At 64.6% G+C, this 16,931-nt stretch carries 17 protein-coding genes; 7 read left to right on the top strand and 10 right to left on the bottom strand.

Features of this window, described 5'->3' with window-relative positions; all coding sequences use genetic code 11:
- Positions 1 to 106 precede the first annotated feature (106 nt).
- Complete coding sequence (locus A6V37_RS14025) at positions 107 to 1,396, top strand: NAD(P)/FAD-dependent oxidoreductase (RefSeq protein ID WP_064286069.1); 1,290 nt, start codon at positions 107 to 109, stop codon at positions 1,394 to 1,396.
- Positions 1,397 to 1,502: 106 nt separating this feature from the next.
- A complete protein-coding gene (locus tag A6V37_RS14020) occupies positions 1,503 to 2,213 on the top strand; it encodes a TetR/AcrR family transcriptional regulator (RefSeq protein ID WP_064265325.1) in 711 nt (236 codons plus the stop codon).
- Positions 2,214 to 2,292: 79 nt separating this feature from the next.
- Here the strand turns inward: A6V37_RS14020 and A6V37_RS14015 are convergent, their stop codons facing one another.
- The 3 genes from A6V37_RS14015 to aroQ form a co-directional block, all read right to left on the bottom strand.
- A complete protein-coding gene (locus tag A6V37_RS14015; RefSeq protein WP_064286068.1) occupies positions 2,293 to 3,654 on the bottom strand; it encodes an MFS transporter in 1,362 nt (453 codons plus the stop codon).
- 70 nt (positions 3,655 to 3,724) lie between these two features.
- The gene (locus tag A6V37_RS14010) at positions 3,725 to 4,609 is read right to left on the bottom strand and encodes a shikimate dehydrogenase (RefSeq protein ID WP_064265323.1); all 885 of its coding nucleotides are present in this window, start codon (positions 4,607 to 4,609) and stop codon (positions 3,725 to 3,727) included.
- Positions 4,606 to 5,061: a type II 3-dehydroquinate dehydratase gene (aroQ, locus tag A6V37_RS14005; RefSeq protein ID WP_064265322.1), complete on the bottom strand. Its 456-nt coding sequence runs from the start codon at positions 5,059 to 5,061 to the stop codon at positions 4,606 to 4,608. The genes A6V37_RS14010 and aroQ overlap by 4 nt, the downstream gene beginning before the upstream one ends.
- A gap of 319 nt (positions 5,062 to 5,380) precedes the next feature.
- Here aroQ and A6V37_RS14000 point away from each other — a divergent pair, with 319 nt between their 5' ends.
- The 3 genes from A6V37_RS14000 to A6V37_RS13990 all read left to right on the top strand — a co-directional run bounded on the left by A6V37_RS14000 (position 5,381) and on the right by A6V37_RS13990 (position 8,204).
- Positions 5,381 to 7,264: a bifunctional sugar phosphate isomerase/epimerase/4-hydroxyphenylpyruvate dioxygenase family protein gene (locus A6V37_RS14000; RefSeq protein ID WP_064265321.1), complete on the top strand. Its 1,884-nt coding sequence runs from the start codon at positions 5,381 to 5,383 to the stop codon at positions 7,262 to 7,264.
- Positions 7,265 to 7,453: 189 nt separating this feature from the next.
- Positions 7,454 to 7,786 (top strand): hypothetical protein, encoded by a 333-nt coding sequence (locus A6V37_RS13995; RefSeq protein WP_064265320.1) that lies wholly within the window; start codon positions 7,454 to 7,456, stop codon positions 7,784 to 7,786.
- A gap of 157 nt (positions 7,787 to 7,943) precedes the next feature.
- Positions 7,944 to 8,204 (top strand): hypothetical protein, encoded by a 261-nt coding sequence (locus A6V37_RS13990; RefSeq protein ID WP_064265319.1) that lies wholly within the window; start codon positions 7,944 to 7,946, stop codon positions 8,202 to 8,204.
- A 22-nt stretch (positions 8,205 to 8,226) separates the two neighbouring features.
- On the opposite strand, the gene A6V37_RS13985 is transcribed toward A6V37_RS13990, so the two are convergent.
- From A6V37_RS13985 to A6V37_RS13960, 6 genes are all read right to left on the bottom strand, one after another.
- Positions 8,227 to 8,553 carry a hypothetical protein gene (locus A6V37_RS13985; RefSeq protein WP_064265318.1) on the bottom strand — a complete coding sequence of 109 codons (327 nt, stop codon included), beginning with the start codon at positions 8,551 to 8,553 and terminating at the stop codon, positions 8,227 to 8,229.
- Between the two features lie 10 nt (positions 8,554 to 8,563).
- The gene (locus A6V37_RS13980) at positions 8,564 to 9,331 is read right to left on the bottom strand and encodes an AraC family transcriptional regulator (protein WP_064265317.1); all 768 of its coding nucleotides are present in this window, start codon (positions 9,329 to 9,331) and stop codon (positions 8,564 to 8,566) included.
- 142 nt (positions 9,332 to 9,473) lie between these two features.
- Entirely contained in the window at positions 9,474 to 10,754 is a 1,281-nt protein-coding gene (locus A6V37_RS13975; RefSeq protein WP_064286067.1) for an FAD-dependent oxidoreductase, read from the bottom strand.
- A complete protein-coding gene (locus tag A6V37_RS13970; protein ID WP_064286066.1) occupies positions 10,751 to 11,038 on the bottom strand; it encodes a 2Fe-2S iron-sulfur cluster-binding protein in 288 nt (95 codons plus the stop codon). The genes A6V37_RS13975 and A6V37_RS13970 overlap by 4 nt, the downstream gene beginning before the upstream one ends.
- Positions 11,031 to 12,158 carry an NAD(P)/FAD-dependent oxidoreductase gene (locus tag A6V37_RS13965; protein WP_064265314.1) on the bottom strand — a complete coding sequence of 376 codons (1,128 nt, stop codon included), beginning with the start codon at positions 12,156 to 12,158 and terminating at the stop codon, positions 11,031 to 11,033. The genes A6V37_RS13970 and A6V37_RS13965 overlap by 8 nt, the downstream gene beginning before the upstream one ends.
- The gene (locus A6V37_RS13960) at positions 12,155 to 13,111 is read right to left on the bottom strand and encodes a 4-hydroxyproline epimerase (RefSeq protein ID WP_064265313.1); all 957 of its coding nucleotides are present in this window, start codon (positions 13,109 to 13,111) and stop codon (positions 12,155 to 12,157) included. The genes A6V37_RS13965 and A6V37_RS13960 overlap by 4 nt, the downstream gene beginning before the upstream one ends.
- 348 nt (positions 13,112 to 13,459) lie before the next feature.
- On the opposite strand from A6V37_RS13960, the gene A6V37_RS13955 reads away from it, so the two are divergent.
- Positions 13,460 to 14,365, top strand: a complete 906-nt coding sequence (locus A6V37_RS13955) for a dihydrodipicolinate synthase family protein (protein WP_064286075.1) — start codon at positions 13,460 to 13,462, stop codon at positions 14,363 to 14,365.
- A 44-nt stretch (positions 14,366 to 14,409) separates the two neighbouring features.
- On the opposite strand, the gene A6V37_RS13950 is transcribed toward A6V37_RS13955, so the two are convergent.
- The gene (locus A6V37_RS13950; RefSeq protein WP_064265312.1) at positions 14,410 to 15,132 is read right to left on the bottom strand and encodes a response regulator transcription factor; all 723 of its coding nucleotides are present in this window, start codon (positions 15,130 to 15,132) and stop codon (positions 14,410 to 14,412) included.
- Between the two features lie 398 nt (positions 15,133 to 15,530).
- Between A6V37_RS13950 and A6V37_RS13945 the strand changes: the two genes are divergently transcribed.
- On the top strand, positions 15,531 to 16,832 hold the full coding sequence (locus A6V37_RS13945) for an MFS transporter (protein WP_064286065.1): 1,302 nt from the start codon (positions 15,531 to 15,533) through the stop codon (positions 16,830 to 16,832).
- Positions 16,833 to 16,931: the final 99 nt, after the last annotated feature.

Genomic DNA, 16,931 nt, shown 5'->3' with positions numbered 1-16,931 from the left:
CCCGCACGGCCGGCATCCGCTTGATAGCGATGCCGGCCTTCGATTGTTGTCATATGCCGTGCGCGGCGGCTAGACGCGGCCGCAAGATTGCCGCTACCCTAGCCGGATGCAAAACCTATACGAAGCTACAGTCACCCGCTCGTCTGTCTATGCGCCGCTGTCGGGCCGACGCAGCGTCAATGTCTGCATCATCGGCGGCGGGCTGGCGCGATTGTCCACGGCGCTGGGACTCGCTGAGCGGGGCGTCGCCGACGTCGCGGTGCTCGAGGCCAAGCAGGTGGGCTTCGGCGCCTCCGGGCGCAACGGCGGATTCGTGTTCGGCGGCTACAGTCTCGATTGCGCCGACCTGCTGAAAACCCTCGGCGCGGCGCGCGCCCGCGAACTGTATGCGCTGACCACCGACGCCGTCGATCTGATGCGCAAGCGCATTGCGCGTTATCACATCGACTGCGAAGCGACCGACGCGGGCGTGATACTCGCCAACTGGTTCGACGAACCGGCGCGGCTCGAATCGCAGCGGCGGCTGATGCGCGATTCGTTCGGCGTGGAGTGGGAACCGGTGACAACGGCGCAACTCGCTTCGCAATTGAAGACGAGCCGTTATCACGGCGGTCTGTTCGAGCGCAACGCGTTCCACTTTCATCCGCTCAAATACGTGCTTGGTGTGGCCGGCGCCGCGGCGCACGCGGGCGTGCAGATCCATGAGCACTCGCCTGTCGTGCGCCTCGCGCGCGAGGGCGCCGGGTTCGTGGTGCATACGCCGCAGGGCGCGCTCGAGGCGCGCCATGTCGTGATGGCGGGCGGCGGCTACGCGCGCCACGTCTACCCGCGGGTCGAACGCGCGGTGCTGCCCATTGCCACCTACGTGATGGCGACCGAACCGCTCGGCGCGCGCCTGCAAGACGCGATCGGCACCCGCGCCGCCATCTACGACACCCGCTTCGCCTTCGACTACTACCGGCCGCTGCCCGATACCCGCATTCTGTGGGGCGGCCGCATCTCGGTGCGCGAGCGCGAGCCCGAGGTGATCGCGCGCCTGCTGCGCGGCGATCTGCTGAAGGTCTATCCGCAGTTGCACGACGTGCGCATCGAGTACGCCTGGGGCGGCTTGATGAGCTACGCCCGGCACAAGATGCCGCAAATCGGCCGCAGCAATGACGGCGTCTGGTACGCGGTCGGCTTCGGCGGACATGGCATGGCGCCGACCACCGTGTCCGGTGAACTGCTGGCGGCAGCGATTGCCGGCGAGCGGCCGGTGCCCGAAGCGTTCGCGTCGTTTGGCTTGACACGCACCTATGGGGCGCTCGGTCTGGCGGCCGCGCAACTGACCTACACCGCCATGCAAACGCGCGACGCGCTCGCGGCGCGCCGGCGGCCGGTTCGTGCTGCCGTTTGAGGCCGGCCATGAGGTCGGCGAATACGCGCCCGCTTATGCCCGAAACCCGCTCCAGAGGCCAGTTTCGCCATGCTAGAATGCGCCGTCACCGCCGCTCGAATACACAATGAAAAAGGGAAGCAAGGCCGCCGAGCCTGATACCAACGGCATCACGTCCGACACCGCACCGGGCGACGTCCGGCGCGGCGACGCCCGGCGCAAGTACGATCCCGAACAGACGAAGCGCAACATTCTCGACGTCGCGACCCAGGAGTTCTCCGCCATGGGGCTGACGGGTGCACGCGTCGACGCGATCGCGGAACGCACGAACACCACCAAGCGCATGCTGTACTACTACTTCGGCAGCAAGGAGGGGTTATATCAGGCGGTGCTGGAAAAGGTGTATGGAGACATTCGCGCGCTGGAACAGGATCTGCACGTCAGCGAACTCGATCCGGTCGAGGGCATGCGCGCGCTAGTCGAGTTCACATTCGACTATCACGACCGTCAGCGCGATTTCGTGCGCCTCGTGACGATCGAGAATATTCACGGCGCGAAGTACGTCGAGCAGGTCAAGAGCTTCAAAGGCCGCAACGTCACCGTCATTCATACGATAGAAGATCTGCTCGCACGCGGTATCGCGGCGGGACAGTTTCGCAGCGACGTCGACGCGATCGATCTGCATTTGCTGATCAGCTCACTGTGCTTTCACCGCGTCGGCAATCGCCACACCTTCGGCACGGCGTTCGGCCGCGATCCGTCGCACCCGCGCTTGCGCGTGCGGCATCGCGCGATGATTGTCGATGCCGTGCTGCGGTTCGTGCGCAAGGAAGACTGACGCACACCTGCGCACCTGAATAGCAAAACGGGACGTGGCCTTCGCCACGTCCCGTTTTTTTTGTCAGACCTGCAGCCGGTCAATCCGCCAGCACGATCCGCTTGATATCGCCGACGATAAAGATATACGACAGCGCACCGATCAGCGCGATCGCGCCGATGAACACCAGCGCACCGACGAACGAGCCCGTTGCCGCGACGATAAAGCCCACCACCAGCGGCGTCACGATACCGGCCAGGTTGGCCGCGAAGTTGAAGATGCCGCCGGTCACGCCGAGCAGGCCGTCGGGCGCGATATCGGACACCAGCGTCCAGCCCAGCGCGGCCATGCCCTGCGCAAAAAACGCCACGGACAGAATCACGATCACCACCACGTTGCTCTCGACGTAATTCGCGAGAATGATCGTCGACGCGAGCAGCAGGCCGGCAATGATCGGCAGCTTTCGGGCCACGTTCGGCGACGTCCCGCGGCGCAGCAGCCAGTCGGAGAAAATGCCGCCGAACATCACGCCGACCGATGCGGCAATGAACGGCATGATCGCGAAGAAGCCGATCTTCAGCCACGCCATGTGACGCTCAGTCGCCAGATACGTCGGGAACCACGTGAGGAAGAACAGCAGCGTCGAATTGCCGGCGAACTGGCCGAGGCAGATGCCGGTCAGCTGACGATGCTTGAGCAGGCGCCCAATCGTGCGCCACTCGAAGCCGCCCTTGGCCGGTGCGGCCGCAGCGTCGGCGTCCTTCTTCCGATGCGTGAGGCCGCCGCCTGCTTCGATATAGTCCAGCTCCGCCTGATTCGCGGACGGATGATCGCGCGGCTCACGATAGAAGATCCACCAGATCACGCCGAACACGAGGCCCACGCCGCCCACCACGTAGAACAGCGAACGCCAGCCGAACGCGCCCATCAGCATGAACAGGAACGGGCTGAAAAACGCGAGGCCGATATATTCGCCGACCGTGTACGTACCGGTCGCCATCGCGCGTTCGCTCTGCGGAAACCAGGTGGCCACCACGCGGCTATTGGTCGGAAAACACGGCGCTTCCGAGACGCCGAGGCCCAGACGGAACGCGAACAGCGCGCCGATGCCGTGCACTGTCCCTTGCGCGAGCGTGCACAGGGACCAGAAAGTCATGGAGAGAAAATAGGTGAGCTTGCTGCCGAAGCGGTCGAGAAACAGGCCGCCCGGAATTTGCGAGGCCACGTAGCTCCACGAGAACACGGAGAACAGCAAGCCCATGAGCGCCGCGTTGATGCCGAGCTCCTTGGTCAACTGCGGCGCGGCAATGCCGAGCACGGTCCGGTCGAGATAATTGATCATGGTGCCGACCGCGAGCAGCGCCAGAATCTGATAGCGGGCTTTCGTGCGGACCGCGGTGCCAACCGCCGCGCCCTTCGGCGTGGCGGCGTCGGCCGGACTGGTTTGAGTGGAATGCTGCATGGCGTTTGTGTCTCCTTGATAGGATTAATACCGGTTAGTGCGCTACCGGTTAGCGCCCCTCAAGGGGACTTCAGGCGGGACGTGGCAATAACGACTGGAAATGGCTGTACACGCGTTCGGCGTCGGGTTCGAGCCCGGTAAAGATGCGCATGGCGTCCACTGCCTGGTACACCGCCATGCCGCCGCCGCTCAGCGTGCGGCAGCCGAGCGCTTCGGCCGCCTGCAACAGCGCGGTGCGAATCGGAAAATAGACAATGTCCGCGACCCACAGATCGCGATGCAGCAATTCCGCCGGCAACGGCAAGCCAGGCAATTTCGCCATGCCGGTGGGCGTAGCGTGAATCAGGCCATTAGCGGCCGCGACCGACTGCGCGAGTGACTCGCCGGCGCGGACGGTGGCGGCGGGAAAACGCTTCTGCAATTCGTCGGCCAGCGACGTTGCGCGCGCGGCATCCACGTCGAATATCGTCAGCGACTGTGCGCCCATGGCCAGCGCGGCATGCGCCACCGCCGCGCCCGCGCCGCCCGCGCCCAGTTGCACGACGCGCTCGAGCGAGACGTCCGGCAAGCCGCGCTGAAATGCGCGCGCGAAACCGGAGCAATCCGTGTTGTGGCCGATGCGCTTGCCGTCCTTGAAGAGCACGGTGTTGACCGCGCCGAGCTGGCGAGCGTCGTCGGACAATTCGTCGAGCAGCGGAATCACTGCCTGCTTGCATGGGTACGTGATGTTCAGACCGTTGAAGCCCATGCGTTCGGCCGCCTCGAGCAAATCAGGCAGCGCGGAGCTGTCGAGTTTCAACACGTCCAGATCGATGCGCCGGTACACATAGTGCAGGCCGAGTTTGCTGCCCTCCTCTTCGTGCATCGGAGGGGTCAGCGACGCGCCAATGCCCGCGCCGATCAGGCCGACCAGGAAGGAATGGGGAGTGGCCGGTGAGTTCACTTGTGCGCTCATTTCGCCGCCCTATTCTTAAGAATGGTCGCCATCCGCTCCAGCGCGAGAACATAACCCTGCGTGCCGCAACCGACGATGATCGCGTCCGCGACCGCCGACACGTACGAGTGATGCCGGAAGGCCTCACGGCGGTGCACGTTTGAAATATGCACTTCGATGACAGGCTTTTCGATCGCCGAGAGCGCGTCCGCAATCGCAACCGAGGTGTGCGTATAAGCCGCCGGATTGATCACGATGCCGTCGGCCTTGGTGCGCGCCGCATGCAGCCAGTCGATCAGTTGATGCTCAGCGTTCGATTGGCAGAACTCGACCGACAGATCCAGGCGATCGCCCGCGTCGCGGCAAAGTTTCGCGACGTCGTCCAGTGTTTCCGAGCCGTAGATGGCCGGCTCGCGCGTGCCGAGCAGATTGAGATTCGGCCCGTTGAGGACCAGTACGGATGCAAAACTCATGACAGCCACTCCCGCAAATTAAGGCACGAAGCAAACCGCGGCACCTGCGGCGGATTAGCAACGTGAAGCAAGTTTGCGCGCTTTGTCGGCTGCCGTCATTCGGGGTTTATACGAATTTGTACCATCTAGTTAGTTTGTATAGACTGTCGATAAATTGCTATACCGTGGGTGATTCCGGGTTGCGTTTCATCTCCAGAAGTAACGGACTAGCCCATTTTGCGCATTGCAGCATAACCGCCGACCGGGCATGCGAGTGCGCCGCGCCACCCGCCGTGGGTCTATTTCATACAGTCGTTTGATAGTTTTGCAGGAGCCGTTCATGCAACGTTCGATTGCCACCGTGTCCATCAGCGGAACCCTTGTCGAGAAGCTGACCGCGATTCAGGCGGCGGGCTTCGAGGGCGTCGAGATCTTCGAGAACGACTTGCTGTATTTCGACGGCTCGCCCGCCGACGTGCGGCGCATCGCCGAAGATCTCGGGCTGAAAATCATGCTGTTTCAGCCGTTCCGCGACTTCGACGGCGTCAGCCCGGAGCGCCTCGAACGCAATCTCGATCGCGCAAAACGCAAGTTCGACGTCATGCACGAACTCGGCACTGACCGGATTCTGGTGTGCAGCAACGTATCGCCTGACACCATCGGCGACGATTCGCTCATGACCGATCAGCTTGGTGCGCTGGCGCGCGCGGCCGAGGCGGCCGGCGTGATCGCCGGTTATGAAGCGCTCGCGTGGGGCAAGCACGTCAAAACTTACCGTCACGCCTGGAAGCTCGTGAACGCGGTGAATCATCCGAATCTTGGGCTCGTGCTCGACAGCTTCCACACGCTCTCGCTGAACGACACGGTGGACGGCATCGCCGACATTCCGGGTGAACGCATCGCCTTCGTGCAGATCGCCGACGCGCCCAAGCTCGCCATGGACGTGCTCGAATGGAGCCGCCACTACCGCTGTTTCCCGGGCCAGGGCGACTTCGATCTGGCGAACTTCACCGCGCAGGTCGTGAAAACGGGCTATAGCGGGCCGCTTTCGCTGGAAATTTTCAACGACGGCTTTCGCGCCGCCCCCACCACCATTACGGCGGCGGACGGCCATCGCTCGCTGCTGTTCCTCGAGGAACAGACCCGCGCGTTGCTGGACGCGACGCAGCAACCGGTGGACGACCTCTACCGTTCGCCCGCGGTACCGGCTCACGTCGGCTATCAGTTTCTCGAATTCGCGGTCGACCACACCACGCGCGCGCATCTCCTCGACTGGCTCGGCAAGCTGCGGTTTCGCGAGGCCGGCCGGCATCGCTCGAAAGACGTGACGCTGTTTCAGCACGGCGCGGCTTCGATCGTGCTGAACGCCGAGCCGGATTCGTTCGCCAACGCGTTCTTCCAGCAGCATGGGTTATCGCTGTGCGCGTCGGCGTTTCGTGTGGACGACGCCAATCAGGCGTTCGAGCGCGCCGCCGGTTTTGGCTATTCGCCGTTTTCGGGGCAGATCGGACCGAACGAACGCGTGCTGCCCGCCGTGCAGGCGCCGGACGGCAGCCTGAACTATTTCGTCGACGAAACGCCGGACCAGCCCACCCTGTTCGAAGCCGACTTCGTTCTCACCGACATCAATGGCCCGACGGAAGTGGGGCCGCTCAGCCGCATCGATCATGTCTGCCTGTCGGTGCCGGCGAGTTCGCTGGATACCTGGGTGCTGTTTCTGCGGACGGCTTTCGGCTTCCAGGCCGAGCCCGGCGTGCTGGTGCCCGATCCGTACGGGCTGGTGCGCAGCCGCGCGCTGCGCAGCCGCGACGGGTCGGTGCGGATCGCGTTGAATGCGTCGGTGGATCGCCACACGGCGGTGGCCGAGGCGTTGCAGACCTATCACGGCTCAGGCCTGAACCACGTCGCCTTCAGCACCGACGACATCTTCAGCGCGATTCCCGGGTTTATCGCCGATGGCTTGCCGGTGCTGCGCATTCCCCGCAATTACTACGACGATCTGGCCGCCCGCTACGCGTTGCCGGACGACATGCTCGAAGCAATGTGCGCCCATCACATCCTCTATGACCGCGACGAGCACGGCGGCGAGTTTTTCCACGCTTACACGGAACAGCTCGACCAACGCTTCTTCATGGAGATCGTCGAGCGGCGCGGCGGTTACGACGGCTATGGCGCGGCCAATGCCGCCGTGCGCCTCGCCGCCCAGGCGCAGCGCCGCAAGTAGGCGCCGGGCCGCTCAGACTGGCAAACCACGATCCGTCGATCCGGACCAGGTACGGCACGTGCGGCGCCAGCCGGGGGGCGGGCGCGCCGCACCGATATAATGGCGCCTGATTTCGCGGCCGATGCCGCGCGACCAGACTGCGAGTGAGCCTCGCACGCACCGTCAGCCGAATGTAAAGCCAGGAGAGATATGAAGAAGTTTGCCGTTGTCCTGTCAGTCCCCCTGCTACTCAGCGCTTGCGCGTACTTCCAGAAGGATCCGGATGCCGGCGAGCCCGTCACGGACACCACCACGCAACGTTCCGTCAACGACGTGGTGGCCTGCCTGACGCAAGTGGCCACGAGCCACAATGCCTCGTTCAAGTCCACGCAGATTCCGCAGGGCCAGATGCTCGACTTTGGCGACTCGAATATCGTCAAGGTGCGAAGCGACAACGGTGCGACGACTTACCGTTTTTATGCGGGAAAACGTCACATGAGTAATCTATGGATTGAGACAGCGAGCAAAACCTGCGCCCCGTAAGGGTTTGCGGGGTAAGGGACCGTAAGTGTGACAATCGGTAACTCGTGCCGGCCGCAATCTTCATGTCATGGTGTTACAGGATAATGGAGTCTTAAGAATCGTTTAAGACTTCGTCCGCATCATCCACCGGACATTACCCCCGCACAAGGTGCGCACCATGAATCACCCCGATCCCAACACCATCGGCGCCCCGGCGCCGGCCAAGCGGCCCACGATACTGCGCCGCCTGCTGAGCCACCACGAACTGGCGACGCTGCTGCTGTTGCTGCACGCGCCGATCGACGCGTCGGCGAAACCCGAGATTCCGCAACTGCGCGAAGCGGGCCTGATCGAATCGATCGCCGACGACGCCGGCGTTTCGCGGATCCGTTTGACGTCTGAAGGCAACGCGGTATTGCGCGGCCTCGGCGTGAAGTAACGCGCGGTTTACAGCGGCCGGCTCATGCCTGCCACACGCCGTATCCCGCTTCGCGTAAGCCGATTGCCAGCTCTACCTCCATCTCCTGAGCACCGCGGTACGGCATCGGATTGAATACCTCATACAATTCGGGCACTAGGCGCAAGCCGTAATCGCGCACGTAGCGATTGGCCTGAATGCCGGCTTTATGCCGGTCGAACCGCAAGTCCGGGTCGAGTCCCGTCATTCCCACATACACGCACGGTTTGTCGAACCGGTAGTCCGGATTCGCGCGGCGAAAGCGTGCCTCGTTCCAGACTCGGTCGTCGAGCACGACGACGTAGACGTAGTAGTGATGCTTGCGGCCCATGTGCGCCGGATCAGCTCCGCGATGTGCCGTGCAGCAGCATCCGGTATTCGGTCGGCGTGATGCCGACCGTCGCCTTGAATTGCCGCGTAAACGCACTGTGGTCGGTGTAGCCGCACAGCGCGGCGACGTCAGTGACCTTGTCGTGCGAGACCAGCAGCGCCGTGGCGGCGTCGAGCCGCGTTTTCAGCAACACCTGACGCGGCGTCAAATGAAACACTTTGTGAAAGTAGCGCTCCAGTTGCGCGACCGACATATCCGCCATGGCCGCCAACTGTTTCAAATTCAGCGGCTGCACATAGTTTTCCTGGATCGACTGCACCACCGCCGCCAGCCGGCTGTAGGCCGGGTGACTGCTTTCGTCCGCTTTCAGATCGCGGGAAATGCCGGCGAGTCCCACCACCTTGCCCGCCGGATCGCGCAGCGGCTGCTTGCAGGTCAGACACCAGCCGGGCTGCCGGCCGGGATACAGGTGCAGTTCCAGCTGATCGATCATCTGATTGCCGACGTTGATGATCGCCTGGTCCTGGGCGGTGTAGATGCGCCCGAAACGGCGCGGAAACACGTCCTCGGCCGTTCTGCCGAGCAGCGCGGCTTTCTCCTTGAAACCGCAACGCGATGCCAGCGTGCGATTGACCAGCGCATAGCGAGCCTCGGCGTCCTTGACGAAGAACACGACGTCCGGCATTGCGTCGAACACCGGCTCGAGCAGCCTGAAGTGCGACAGCATGCCGGCCAGCGATGCGTCGTCCGGTGCGAGCGGATGTGCCAGCGTGTTCATCGTGCGGGTCCGGTGGGTCCGTGCGGTTGTGAGTCCATTCTCGGGTCGAGGTTGGGATAGGTTCAGCCGGTCAGCAGCGTGTGCGGTCGATTATAGGGCCGCGTCGGCGCCGGCCATATCCGCAGGCGTACGGACACAAGGGTCATTCGGCCGGTGGCGGTTTCGATCCCGCTGCGATCAGCGTACCGATTTGCGCCGGGCTGAACGGCGGCCGCGGCGCGGGCGACGGCCAGCCGAAGTACATGCTTGCCGCTGCTCCGCAGATTCGCCCCTGGCAGGCTCCCATGCCGCAGCGCGTATGCAGCTTGGCTTCGCGCCAGTCCGCCAACGCGCGCACTTCGCCGATACTCACGTCCTCGCAGCGGCACAGCAGCGTGGTGTCGGCGGGCGGTGTGCACGCGGCCTCCTGTAAAGCGAACGCGGTTTCGACGCGATGGCCGAAGCGGCGCCAGCGCGCGCGTTGCGCGTCGAGCGCCGCGCGGTCCGCACTCGCACCGCTTGCCGAGAGGCCGGCAATTTCGCCTTCGACGCCGGCCAGTTCCGCGCCGCCGACGCCCGTGCACTCGCCCGCCGCAAATATGCCTTCAAGCGAGGTTCGCTGCGCGCCATCGACGACGATTCCGCCCGCATCGTTGATCGCGCAGCCGAGCGCCTGGGCTAGCGTGACGTTCGGCATGAGCCCATAGCCGCAGGCGATGCGATCGCAGTCGAGTGTGACGCGCCTCGTGCCGCGCCGGATCGTGACCTGCTCGACACGGCCGTCGCCGTGCGCCTCTTCAACGAGACTGCCGGTCCAGTAAGACAGCCCGGCGAAACCGCGCGTCATACCGACGGCCTGCCTCAACTTCGCAGGCTCGCCCAGCAGCGACACGCCGAAGCGCGCGACATCCCACGCCGAAGCCTGCTCGACCACCGCCACCACCCGCGCCCCGGCTGCGCGCGCGGTGGCGAGAGCGGCAATCAGCAAGGCACCGCTGCCGGCAATCACGATCCGTTCGCCGCGCACCGGCATGCCGCCTTTGATCAGCGCCTGCAATGCGCCCGCGCCGGTCACACCGGGCAGGGTCCAGCCCGCGAACGGCAACAGCCGCTCGCGCGCGCCGGTCGCAAGAATCAACCGTTCGTAGCTGACGCACACGCCGCCGTGTTGCGCCGATTCAAGCAGCAATCCGCGCGAATCGCGCGCCGCGACCACGCGCGTCGACGGCCAATGCTCGACGTTAGTTTGCGCGCCGAGCGCCACGAGCAGGTCGTGCAGCGGCGCCTGCGGCGGATGACCCGGCCCTTGACGCCAGATCTGGCCGCCTGCGCGCGGATTGTCGTCGAGCAGCGCGACCGTGGCACCCGAGCGCGCGGCGGCGCAGGCCGCGTTCAACCCGGCCGGGCCGGCGCCCACCACGACGATATCGACGTGTTGCCTCATCGCTTAATTGCCTTAATCGCCTGGTTGTGCGTAAGAACTATCTGGCCTTCGCGGCACAGGGTCTGACAGGCCAGCGCGTGCGCCCGGCCGTCGATGGTCACACGGCATTCCTGGCACACGCCCATGCCGCAGAGCGCGGCACGAGGCTGACCGCTCACCGACAGCCGCGTGCCACCCGCCTCGGCGAGGACGAGCGCGGCGGCGACGGTCGTGCCGGCTTCGACTTCGATCTGGCGGCCGTCGATCGTCAAGTGGAGGCGCGCTGCGGCGCTCGTGCTACTCATGCGTCACCTGTTGCGCAAAACGGGCCGGCAGATACGGCTCGAGCGGAATCGGCGCGGCACTTGCCGTGATCTGCGCCGCCAGCAGCTTCGCGGTGGCGAGCGACGTCGTCACGCCCAGACCTTCGTGACCGACCGCAAGCCAGACGCCGGGCGCGAAATCGCCGGCCGGACCGATTAGCGGCAGTCCGTCCGGCGAGGCCGCGCGAAAACCGGTCCACGCGCGAATGCCGTTGAGCGTGGGCAGCACGGGCAGATAGCGTGCGGCGCGTTGCAGCATTTGCGCGAGCACGGGCATCTCGACGGCGGGATCGGTGGTATCGAACTGACGCGACGAGCCTATCAGCAGTTGTCCCGTGGGCCGTGGCTGCGCATTGAATGCCACCGATGTGCCGGTCGCGTGATGCGCGCTCTTGATATAGCCGAGTTCAAGCAATTGATGCCGGATCAGGTGAGGATAGCGGTCCGTGATCAGCAGGTGGCCTTTCTTCGGTTGCAATGGCAGCGCTGGCGCCAGGTGCCGCGCGTCCAGACCGTTGGCCAAGATGACGCACGCCGCGCCGATGCGTTCGCCGTCGGCTAGCGTGGCGCCGCGCGCGCTGATCGACGTCACCGGCGCGCCCAGACGCACGCGGATATTCGCCGCATGAGGCGATTGCTTCAGCAGCCACTCGGCAACGGTGGGCGCGTACACAATGCTGTCGTGTTCGATCCTTAAGCCACCCGCCAGCTGGGGCGCCAGCGCCGGCTCGCAGGTCCGCAACGCAGATGCGTCGAGCAATTGGGCGACCACGCCCTGAGCGTCGAACGCGGCGTGCATCGCGCGGGCGGCTTGCCATTCTTCTTCGTCAGCGGCGACCCAGAGCGTGCCGCAGCGCGCGAACGCGTCCCGCGCGCGCAGCTGCGGCGCCAGTTGCAGCCACAGGTCTCGCGAATAGCGGCTCAGCGCGAATTCCGGCGGCGAGTCGTTCATCACGACGATATGGCCCATGCCCGCCGCCGTCGCGCCGCCGCCGATGCCCCGCGCGTCACACACTTCGACCTGCATGCCGAGCGTGGCCAGCTCCGCGGCGCAGGCCGCGCCGACAATGCCGGCGCCGACGATCAACGCGTCCGCTGTCATGCCGTACGGATGCCCCACGCAAAGGGATCGCGTTCGTCGAAACACAGGCGCGCCTCGGCCGTGACGTACGCATGGCCGGTGATGGTGGGAATCACCGAGACGCCATCGCCGGCATGCCGGTAGCTCGCCTCGAACACGCTGCCGATAATGCTCTCCTGGCGCCATACCGCGCCCTCGGCCAGCTTGCCGTCGGCGGCAAGGCAGGCCACTTTCGCGCTGGTGCCGGTGCCGCAGGGCGAGCGGTCGTATGCGCTGCCAGGGCACAGAACGAAACTGCGGCTGTCGAGGCCGTCGCGCGAAGCGGGTCCGAAGAGTTCGACGTGATCGATCAACGCGCCCTCCGCGCCCGTGATGCCCTGCGCGATCAGCGCGTCGCGAATCGCCGCGCTAAAGGCCGTCAGTTCACCGATGCTCGCCGCCTCCAGCGAGCGTCCATGCTCAGCGACGAGGAAGAACCAGTTGCCGCCCCAGCCGATGTCGCCGGTCAATACGCCATGCCCCGGCACATCCACTTGCACGGCTTTGCGATAGCGATACGCCGGCACGTTGCGCACGGTCACGCTGCTGTCTTCGTTGAGCGTTGCTTCGACCACGCCGACCGGCGTCTCGATCCGATGACGTCCGGGCGCGATCCGCCCCATATGCGCCAGCGAGACGACGAGGCCGATCGTGCCGTGTCCGCACATGCCGAGATAGCCGACGTTGTTGAAAAAGATCACGCCGGCCGCGCACGTAGGGTCGTCCGGCTCGCACAGCAGCGCGCCCACCACCACGTCCGAGCCGCGCGGTTCGGTGACGATGCCCGCGCGCCAGTCGTCGAATTGCGTGCGGAACACGTCGAGCCGTTGCGCCAGGGTGCCGCCGCCGAGATCCGGGCCACCCGACACCACGAGGCGGGTCGGTTCACCGCCGGTGTGCGAGTCGATGATGTCTAAGGTTTTCATGATGTCCATGTTAGGAACAGCGGACAGTCGAGTCTTGGTGGGCTTACGCGTGGATTGTGACGATTTCAGCATAATCAAGCGACGGTTCCGCACGCATGCTACTTATTGGGAGACGGAGCGGACGCGCTGGCCCGGCTTGCGGCAGACGTGACCGGGCAGGCATCGCACAGCACTCGTCATGCGGCTTCGGCGCGCCGTTGCCCAATGTATTGAAATAAGCCAACAGCCTTGCTCAAAAGCCACAATCGGCAAAGCGCCTATGCTGAAATCGTCATCGGCCACGCGCGATTCGCGCAAGACGGCACGATTTTCCCTGCTTACACTGCGCTTGAACACATCACAATCAGGAGAGCAGTCGTGGCGCATATCTGGGAAGGCGTATTGCCCGCAGTCACCACCAAATTCAACGCGGATTTCAGCATAGACCGCGCTTGGACCGGCAAGAATATCGAAGCGCAGATCGAGGCCGGTGTCGACGGCATCATCGTGTGCGGATCGCTGGGCGAAGCGTCGACGCTCTCGCTGGACGAAAAACTGGAGGTGCTCGACATCGCCGTCGAGGCTGCGCGCGGCCGCGTGCCGGTCCTGCTGACGATCGCCGAAAACAGCACGCTCGACGCCTGCCGTCAGGCCGAAGCCGGCAGCCGCCACGGCGCGGCCGGCTATATGGTGCTGCCGGGGCTGCGCTATCTGTCGGACCGTCGCGAGACGCTGCACCATTTCCGCAGTGTCACCGACGCGAGCGCGCTGCCGCTCATGATCTACAACAATCCGCTCGCCTACGGCGTCGACATGACCCCCGACATGTTCGCGGAAATCGCCGACGAAAAGAAGATCGTGGCGATCAAGGAATCATGCGGCGACGTGCGGCGAGTGACCGATCTGATCAACGCGGTCGGCGACCGCTTCGCGATTCTGTGCGGTGTCGACAATCTCGCCATGGAAGCGATCCTGATGGGGGCGCATGGCTGGGTGGCCGGTCTCGTGTGCGCATTTCCGCGCGAGACGGTGGTGATCTACCAACTGTTGAAGGCGGGACGCCTTGAAGAAGCGCGGGCGATCTACCGCTGGTTCGCGCCGTTGCTCGCCCTCGATGTGTCGCACAAGCTCGTGCAGAACATCAAGCTCGCGGAAGCCATTGTCGGGCTGGGCACGGAGCCGGTACGGCCACCGCGTCTGCCGCTCGCGGGCGAGGAACGCGCAGCGGTAGAAGCGCTGATTCGCCAATGTATTGAAACGCGGCCAGCGCTGCCGCAGGTTTGAGCTGACCGGTTTGACGCAACTGCGTTGAACTGACTGCGCGTGCTTCAGGCGGCTTGCTTCTCGGCTTCGGCCGACGCTTCCTGGCGCACGTGCAGCAGCCTGTAGCCGCTTTTATAAACCGGCTGAAGCCGGAACTCGTTTTGCGGCTCGATCTCGAGCAGCAGGCGCAGACGCGAGACGTGACTGTCGATCGTGCGGGTAAATTCGCGGAACTCGCGCCCCCACACCATGGCGAAGATGTGATCGCGCGACAGCACCCGGCCGATGTTGGAGAAGAACAGCGCCGCCAGCCGGTACTGCGTGCCGGACAACTGCACTGGCTGACCGCGCAGCGTGACGAGCTGGCGGTGCGTGTCGAAATGATAGGGCCCCGCGTCGAAGCTCGTCGTGCTGAAGCGATCCGGATACGCGCGCCGAAGCACCGCCGCGACGCGCTCGCGGAACTCGGCCGGGCGCAGCGGCAGTGCGACGTAGTCGTCCGCGCCGCCGGTGAAGGCGCGCACGACGCTCTCCTCTGACGTGTCCCGCGAAGCAAACACGACCGGCAGGCGGTCGCCGCCCACCGACCGCACCGAGCGCAGAATCTCGGCGCCGGTCAGGCGCACGCCCTGCCAGTCCAGCACCAGCAGATCCGCGGTGGAACGGGCGAGGGTTTTCGACATGCTCAGACCGTCGTCATAGCCGATACAGGTATGGCTAGCGCTCGTCAGGATGTTTTCGATCGACTGCCGCATGAGCGGGTCGCGTTGAAGGATGGCAATACGCATGGGATGACTCATAACTAGTAGCTTGGACGCGATTCTCAAAGGCACGTCCCCGCCATCCCATCGGAGCAATCCTAATTTACATATCAATCGAATTTACCCCGCAATCATGAGGAACATTCCAGCAGGTGATTGCGAAATATCTGAATGCGCAGGCCGCTTGCCGCTGAAAAAACACGCCTTCTGGGAATATTCTCCAATCTAATTAAGCACTTCCCGAGGCTGCCGGCTTTCGTCCTGTAAAATCCCCCGCCTGGCCTCAGTCGTCATCGTGCTTACCCTATCCGGGCCGGCGCGCCGGTGTCCCGTGCTCTACCCAGCGCTTCTCACACTTCTCGCCCGACGACCGCCGTATTTCCACGCGCTACACGTGGCTCCCAATTCAAAACAAGACTCAAGCAATGCAAGCGACAAATCTGGGTGGAGCGCAGGCTGTCACCCCACGCCCTCTCGGGCACAGCGATTACAAGACGCTCGGCCTCGCCGCGCTCGGCGGAGCACTGGAGTTCTACGACTTCATCATCTTCGTGTTCTTCGCGCCGGCGATCGGCCAGCTGTTTTTCCCCGCGGCGATGCCGGAGTGGCTCCGCCAGGTGCAAACCTTCGGCATCTTTGCCGCGGGCTATCTGGCGCGGCCGCTCGGCGGCATCATCATGGCCCACTTCGGCGACCTGTTCGGCCGCAAGCGCATGTTCACGCTGAGCGTGCTGCTGATGTCGGTGCCGACGCTGATGATGGGCCTGCTGCCCACCTACACCAGAATCGGCGTGCTGGCGCCGGTCCTGCTGCTGCTGTTCCGCGTGATGCAAGGCGCGGCGGTCGGCGGCGAAGTGCCGGGCGCATGGGTGTTCGTCTCCGAACACGTGCCGCAGCGACATATCGGCTATGCGTGCGGCACACTGACGGCGGGGCTCACGGCGGGCATTCTGCTCGGCTCGCTGATCGCCTCGGCGGTCAACCACCAATTCGCGCCGGCCGAGATTGCCGCGTACGCGTGGCGCATCCCGTTCCTCGTGGGCGGTGTGTTCGGCATGTTCTCGGTCTATCTGCGCCGCTGGCTGCATGAGACGCCGGTGTTCGCCGAGCTCAAGCAGCGCAAGGCGATTGCCGCCGAAGTGCCGCTCAAGGCCGTGCTGCGCGACCACGGCCGCGCCGTGATCGTGTCGATGCTGCTCACGTGGATGCTGTCCGCCGCGATCGTGGTCGTGATCCTGATGACGCCGACGCTGCTGCAAAAACAGTTTCATATCGCCCCTGCCACGGCCTTGCTGGCCAACTGCGTGGCGACGCTGTGCCTGACGATCGGCTGCGTGATGGCGGGTTCGATTGCCGGGCGCATCGGCGCGGGACGCACGATCTTCATCGGCGGACTGGCGCTGGCGGTGACCTACTACGTGATGTTCCAGCAGCTTGCCGTCGACACCTCGGCGCTGGTGCCGCTGTACGCGCTGGCCGGTCTGTTCGTCGGCGTGATTGGCGCGATTCCGTTCGTGATGGTCAAGGCGTTTCCGCCGGTCGTGCGCTTCTCGGGCATTTCGTTTTCGTACAACGTCGCCTATGCGATTTTCGGCGGCCTCACGCCGATCGCCGTCTCGCTGATGATGAAGTCGAACCCGCTGGCCGCGCCCCTGTATGTCGGCGCGATCTGCGTGCTCGGCGCCGTGACCACGCTGTTCATCAAGGACGCGCCGCAAGCGCGCTGATCCAGCGGCTTTCAACTGTTTCTCGCGGTTTCTGTTTTGCCAGGACGGCGCGCCCCAGGGCGCGCCGTTTTTGTTTGCACCGCAGCCCGCGCCCGTGGT

This window comes from Paraburkholderia ginsengiterrae (genome assembly GCF_001645125.1).
In the GTDB taxonomy this organism is placed as follows: Bacteria; Pseudomonadota; Gammaproteobacteria; order Burkholderiales; family Burkholderiaceae; genus Paraburkholderia; species Paraburkholderia ginsengiterrae.
The sequence above is the reverse complement of the archived record's forward strand: the minus strand, read 5'-3'. Positions and strand labels throughout refer to the sequence as shown.

Bases quoted from the DNA above. Each gene is read 5' to 3' on its own strand.
- aroQ (WP_064265322.1), bottom strand. From the start codon at position 5,061: ATGAGTTTTGCATCCGTACTGGTCCTCAACGGGCCGAATCTCAATCTG.
- A6V37_RS13950 (WP_064265312.1), bottom strand. From the start codon at position 15,132: ATGCGTATTGCCATCCTTCAACGCGACCCGCTCATGCGGCAGTCGATC.
- A6V37_RS13990 (WP_064265319.1), top strand. From the start codon at position 7,944: ATGAATCACCCCGATCCCAACACCATCGGCGCCCCGGCGCCGGCCAAG.
- A6V37_RS13980 (WP_064265317.1), bottom strand. From the start codon at position 9,331: ATGAACACGCTGGCACATCCGCTCGCACCGGACGACGCATCGCTGGCC.
- A6V37_RS13945 (WP_064286065.1), top strand. From the start codon at position 15,531: ATGCAAGCGACAAATCTGGGTGGAGCGCAGGCTGTCACCCCACGCCCT.
- A6V37_RS13970 (WP_064286066.1), bottom strand. From the start codon at position 11,038: ATGAGTAGCACGAGCGCCGCAGCGCGCCTCCACTTGACGATCGACGGC.
- A6V37_RS14010 (WP_064265323.1), bottom strand. From the start codon at position 4,609: ATGAGCGCACAAGTGAACTCACCGGCCACTCCCCATTCCTTCCTGGTC.
- A6V37_RS14020 (WP_064265325.1), top strand. From the start codon at position 1,503: ATGAAAAAGGGAAGCAAGGCCGCCGAGCCTGATACCAACGGCATCACG.
- A6V37_RS13975 (WP_064286067.1), bottom strand. From the start codon at position 10,754: ATGAGGCAACACGTCGATATCGTCGTGGTGGGCGCCGGCCCGGCCGGG.
- A6V37_RS14015 (WP_064286068.1), bottom strand. From the start codon at position 3,654: ATGCAGCATTCCACTCAAACCAGTCCGGCCGACGCCGCCACGCCGAAG.
- A6V37_RS13965 (WP_064265314.1), bottom strand. From the start codon at position 12,158: ATGACAGCGGACGCGTTGATCGTCGGCGCCGGCATTGTCGGCGCGGCC.
- A6V37_RS13960 (WP_064265313.1), bottom strand. From the start codon at position 13,111: ATGGACATCATGAAAACCTTAGACATCATCGACTCGCACACCGGCGGT.
- A6V37_RS13995 (WP_064265320.1), top strand. From the start codon at position 7,454: ATGAAGAAGTTTGCCGTTGTCCTGTCAGTCCCCCTGCTACTCAGCGCT.
- A6V37_RS14025 (WP_064286069.1), top strand. From the start codon at position 107: ATGCAAAACCTATACGAAGCTACAGTCACCCGCTCGTCTGTCTATGCG.
- A6V37_RS13985 (WP_064265318.1), bottom strand. From the start codon at position 8,553: ATGGGCCGCAAGCATCACTACTACGTCTACGTCGTCGTGCTCGACGAC.
- A6V37_RS14000 (WP_064265321.1), top strand. From the start codon at position 5,381: ATGCAACGTTCGATTGCCACCGTGTCCATCAGCGGAACCCTTGTCGAG.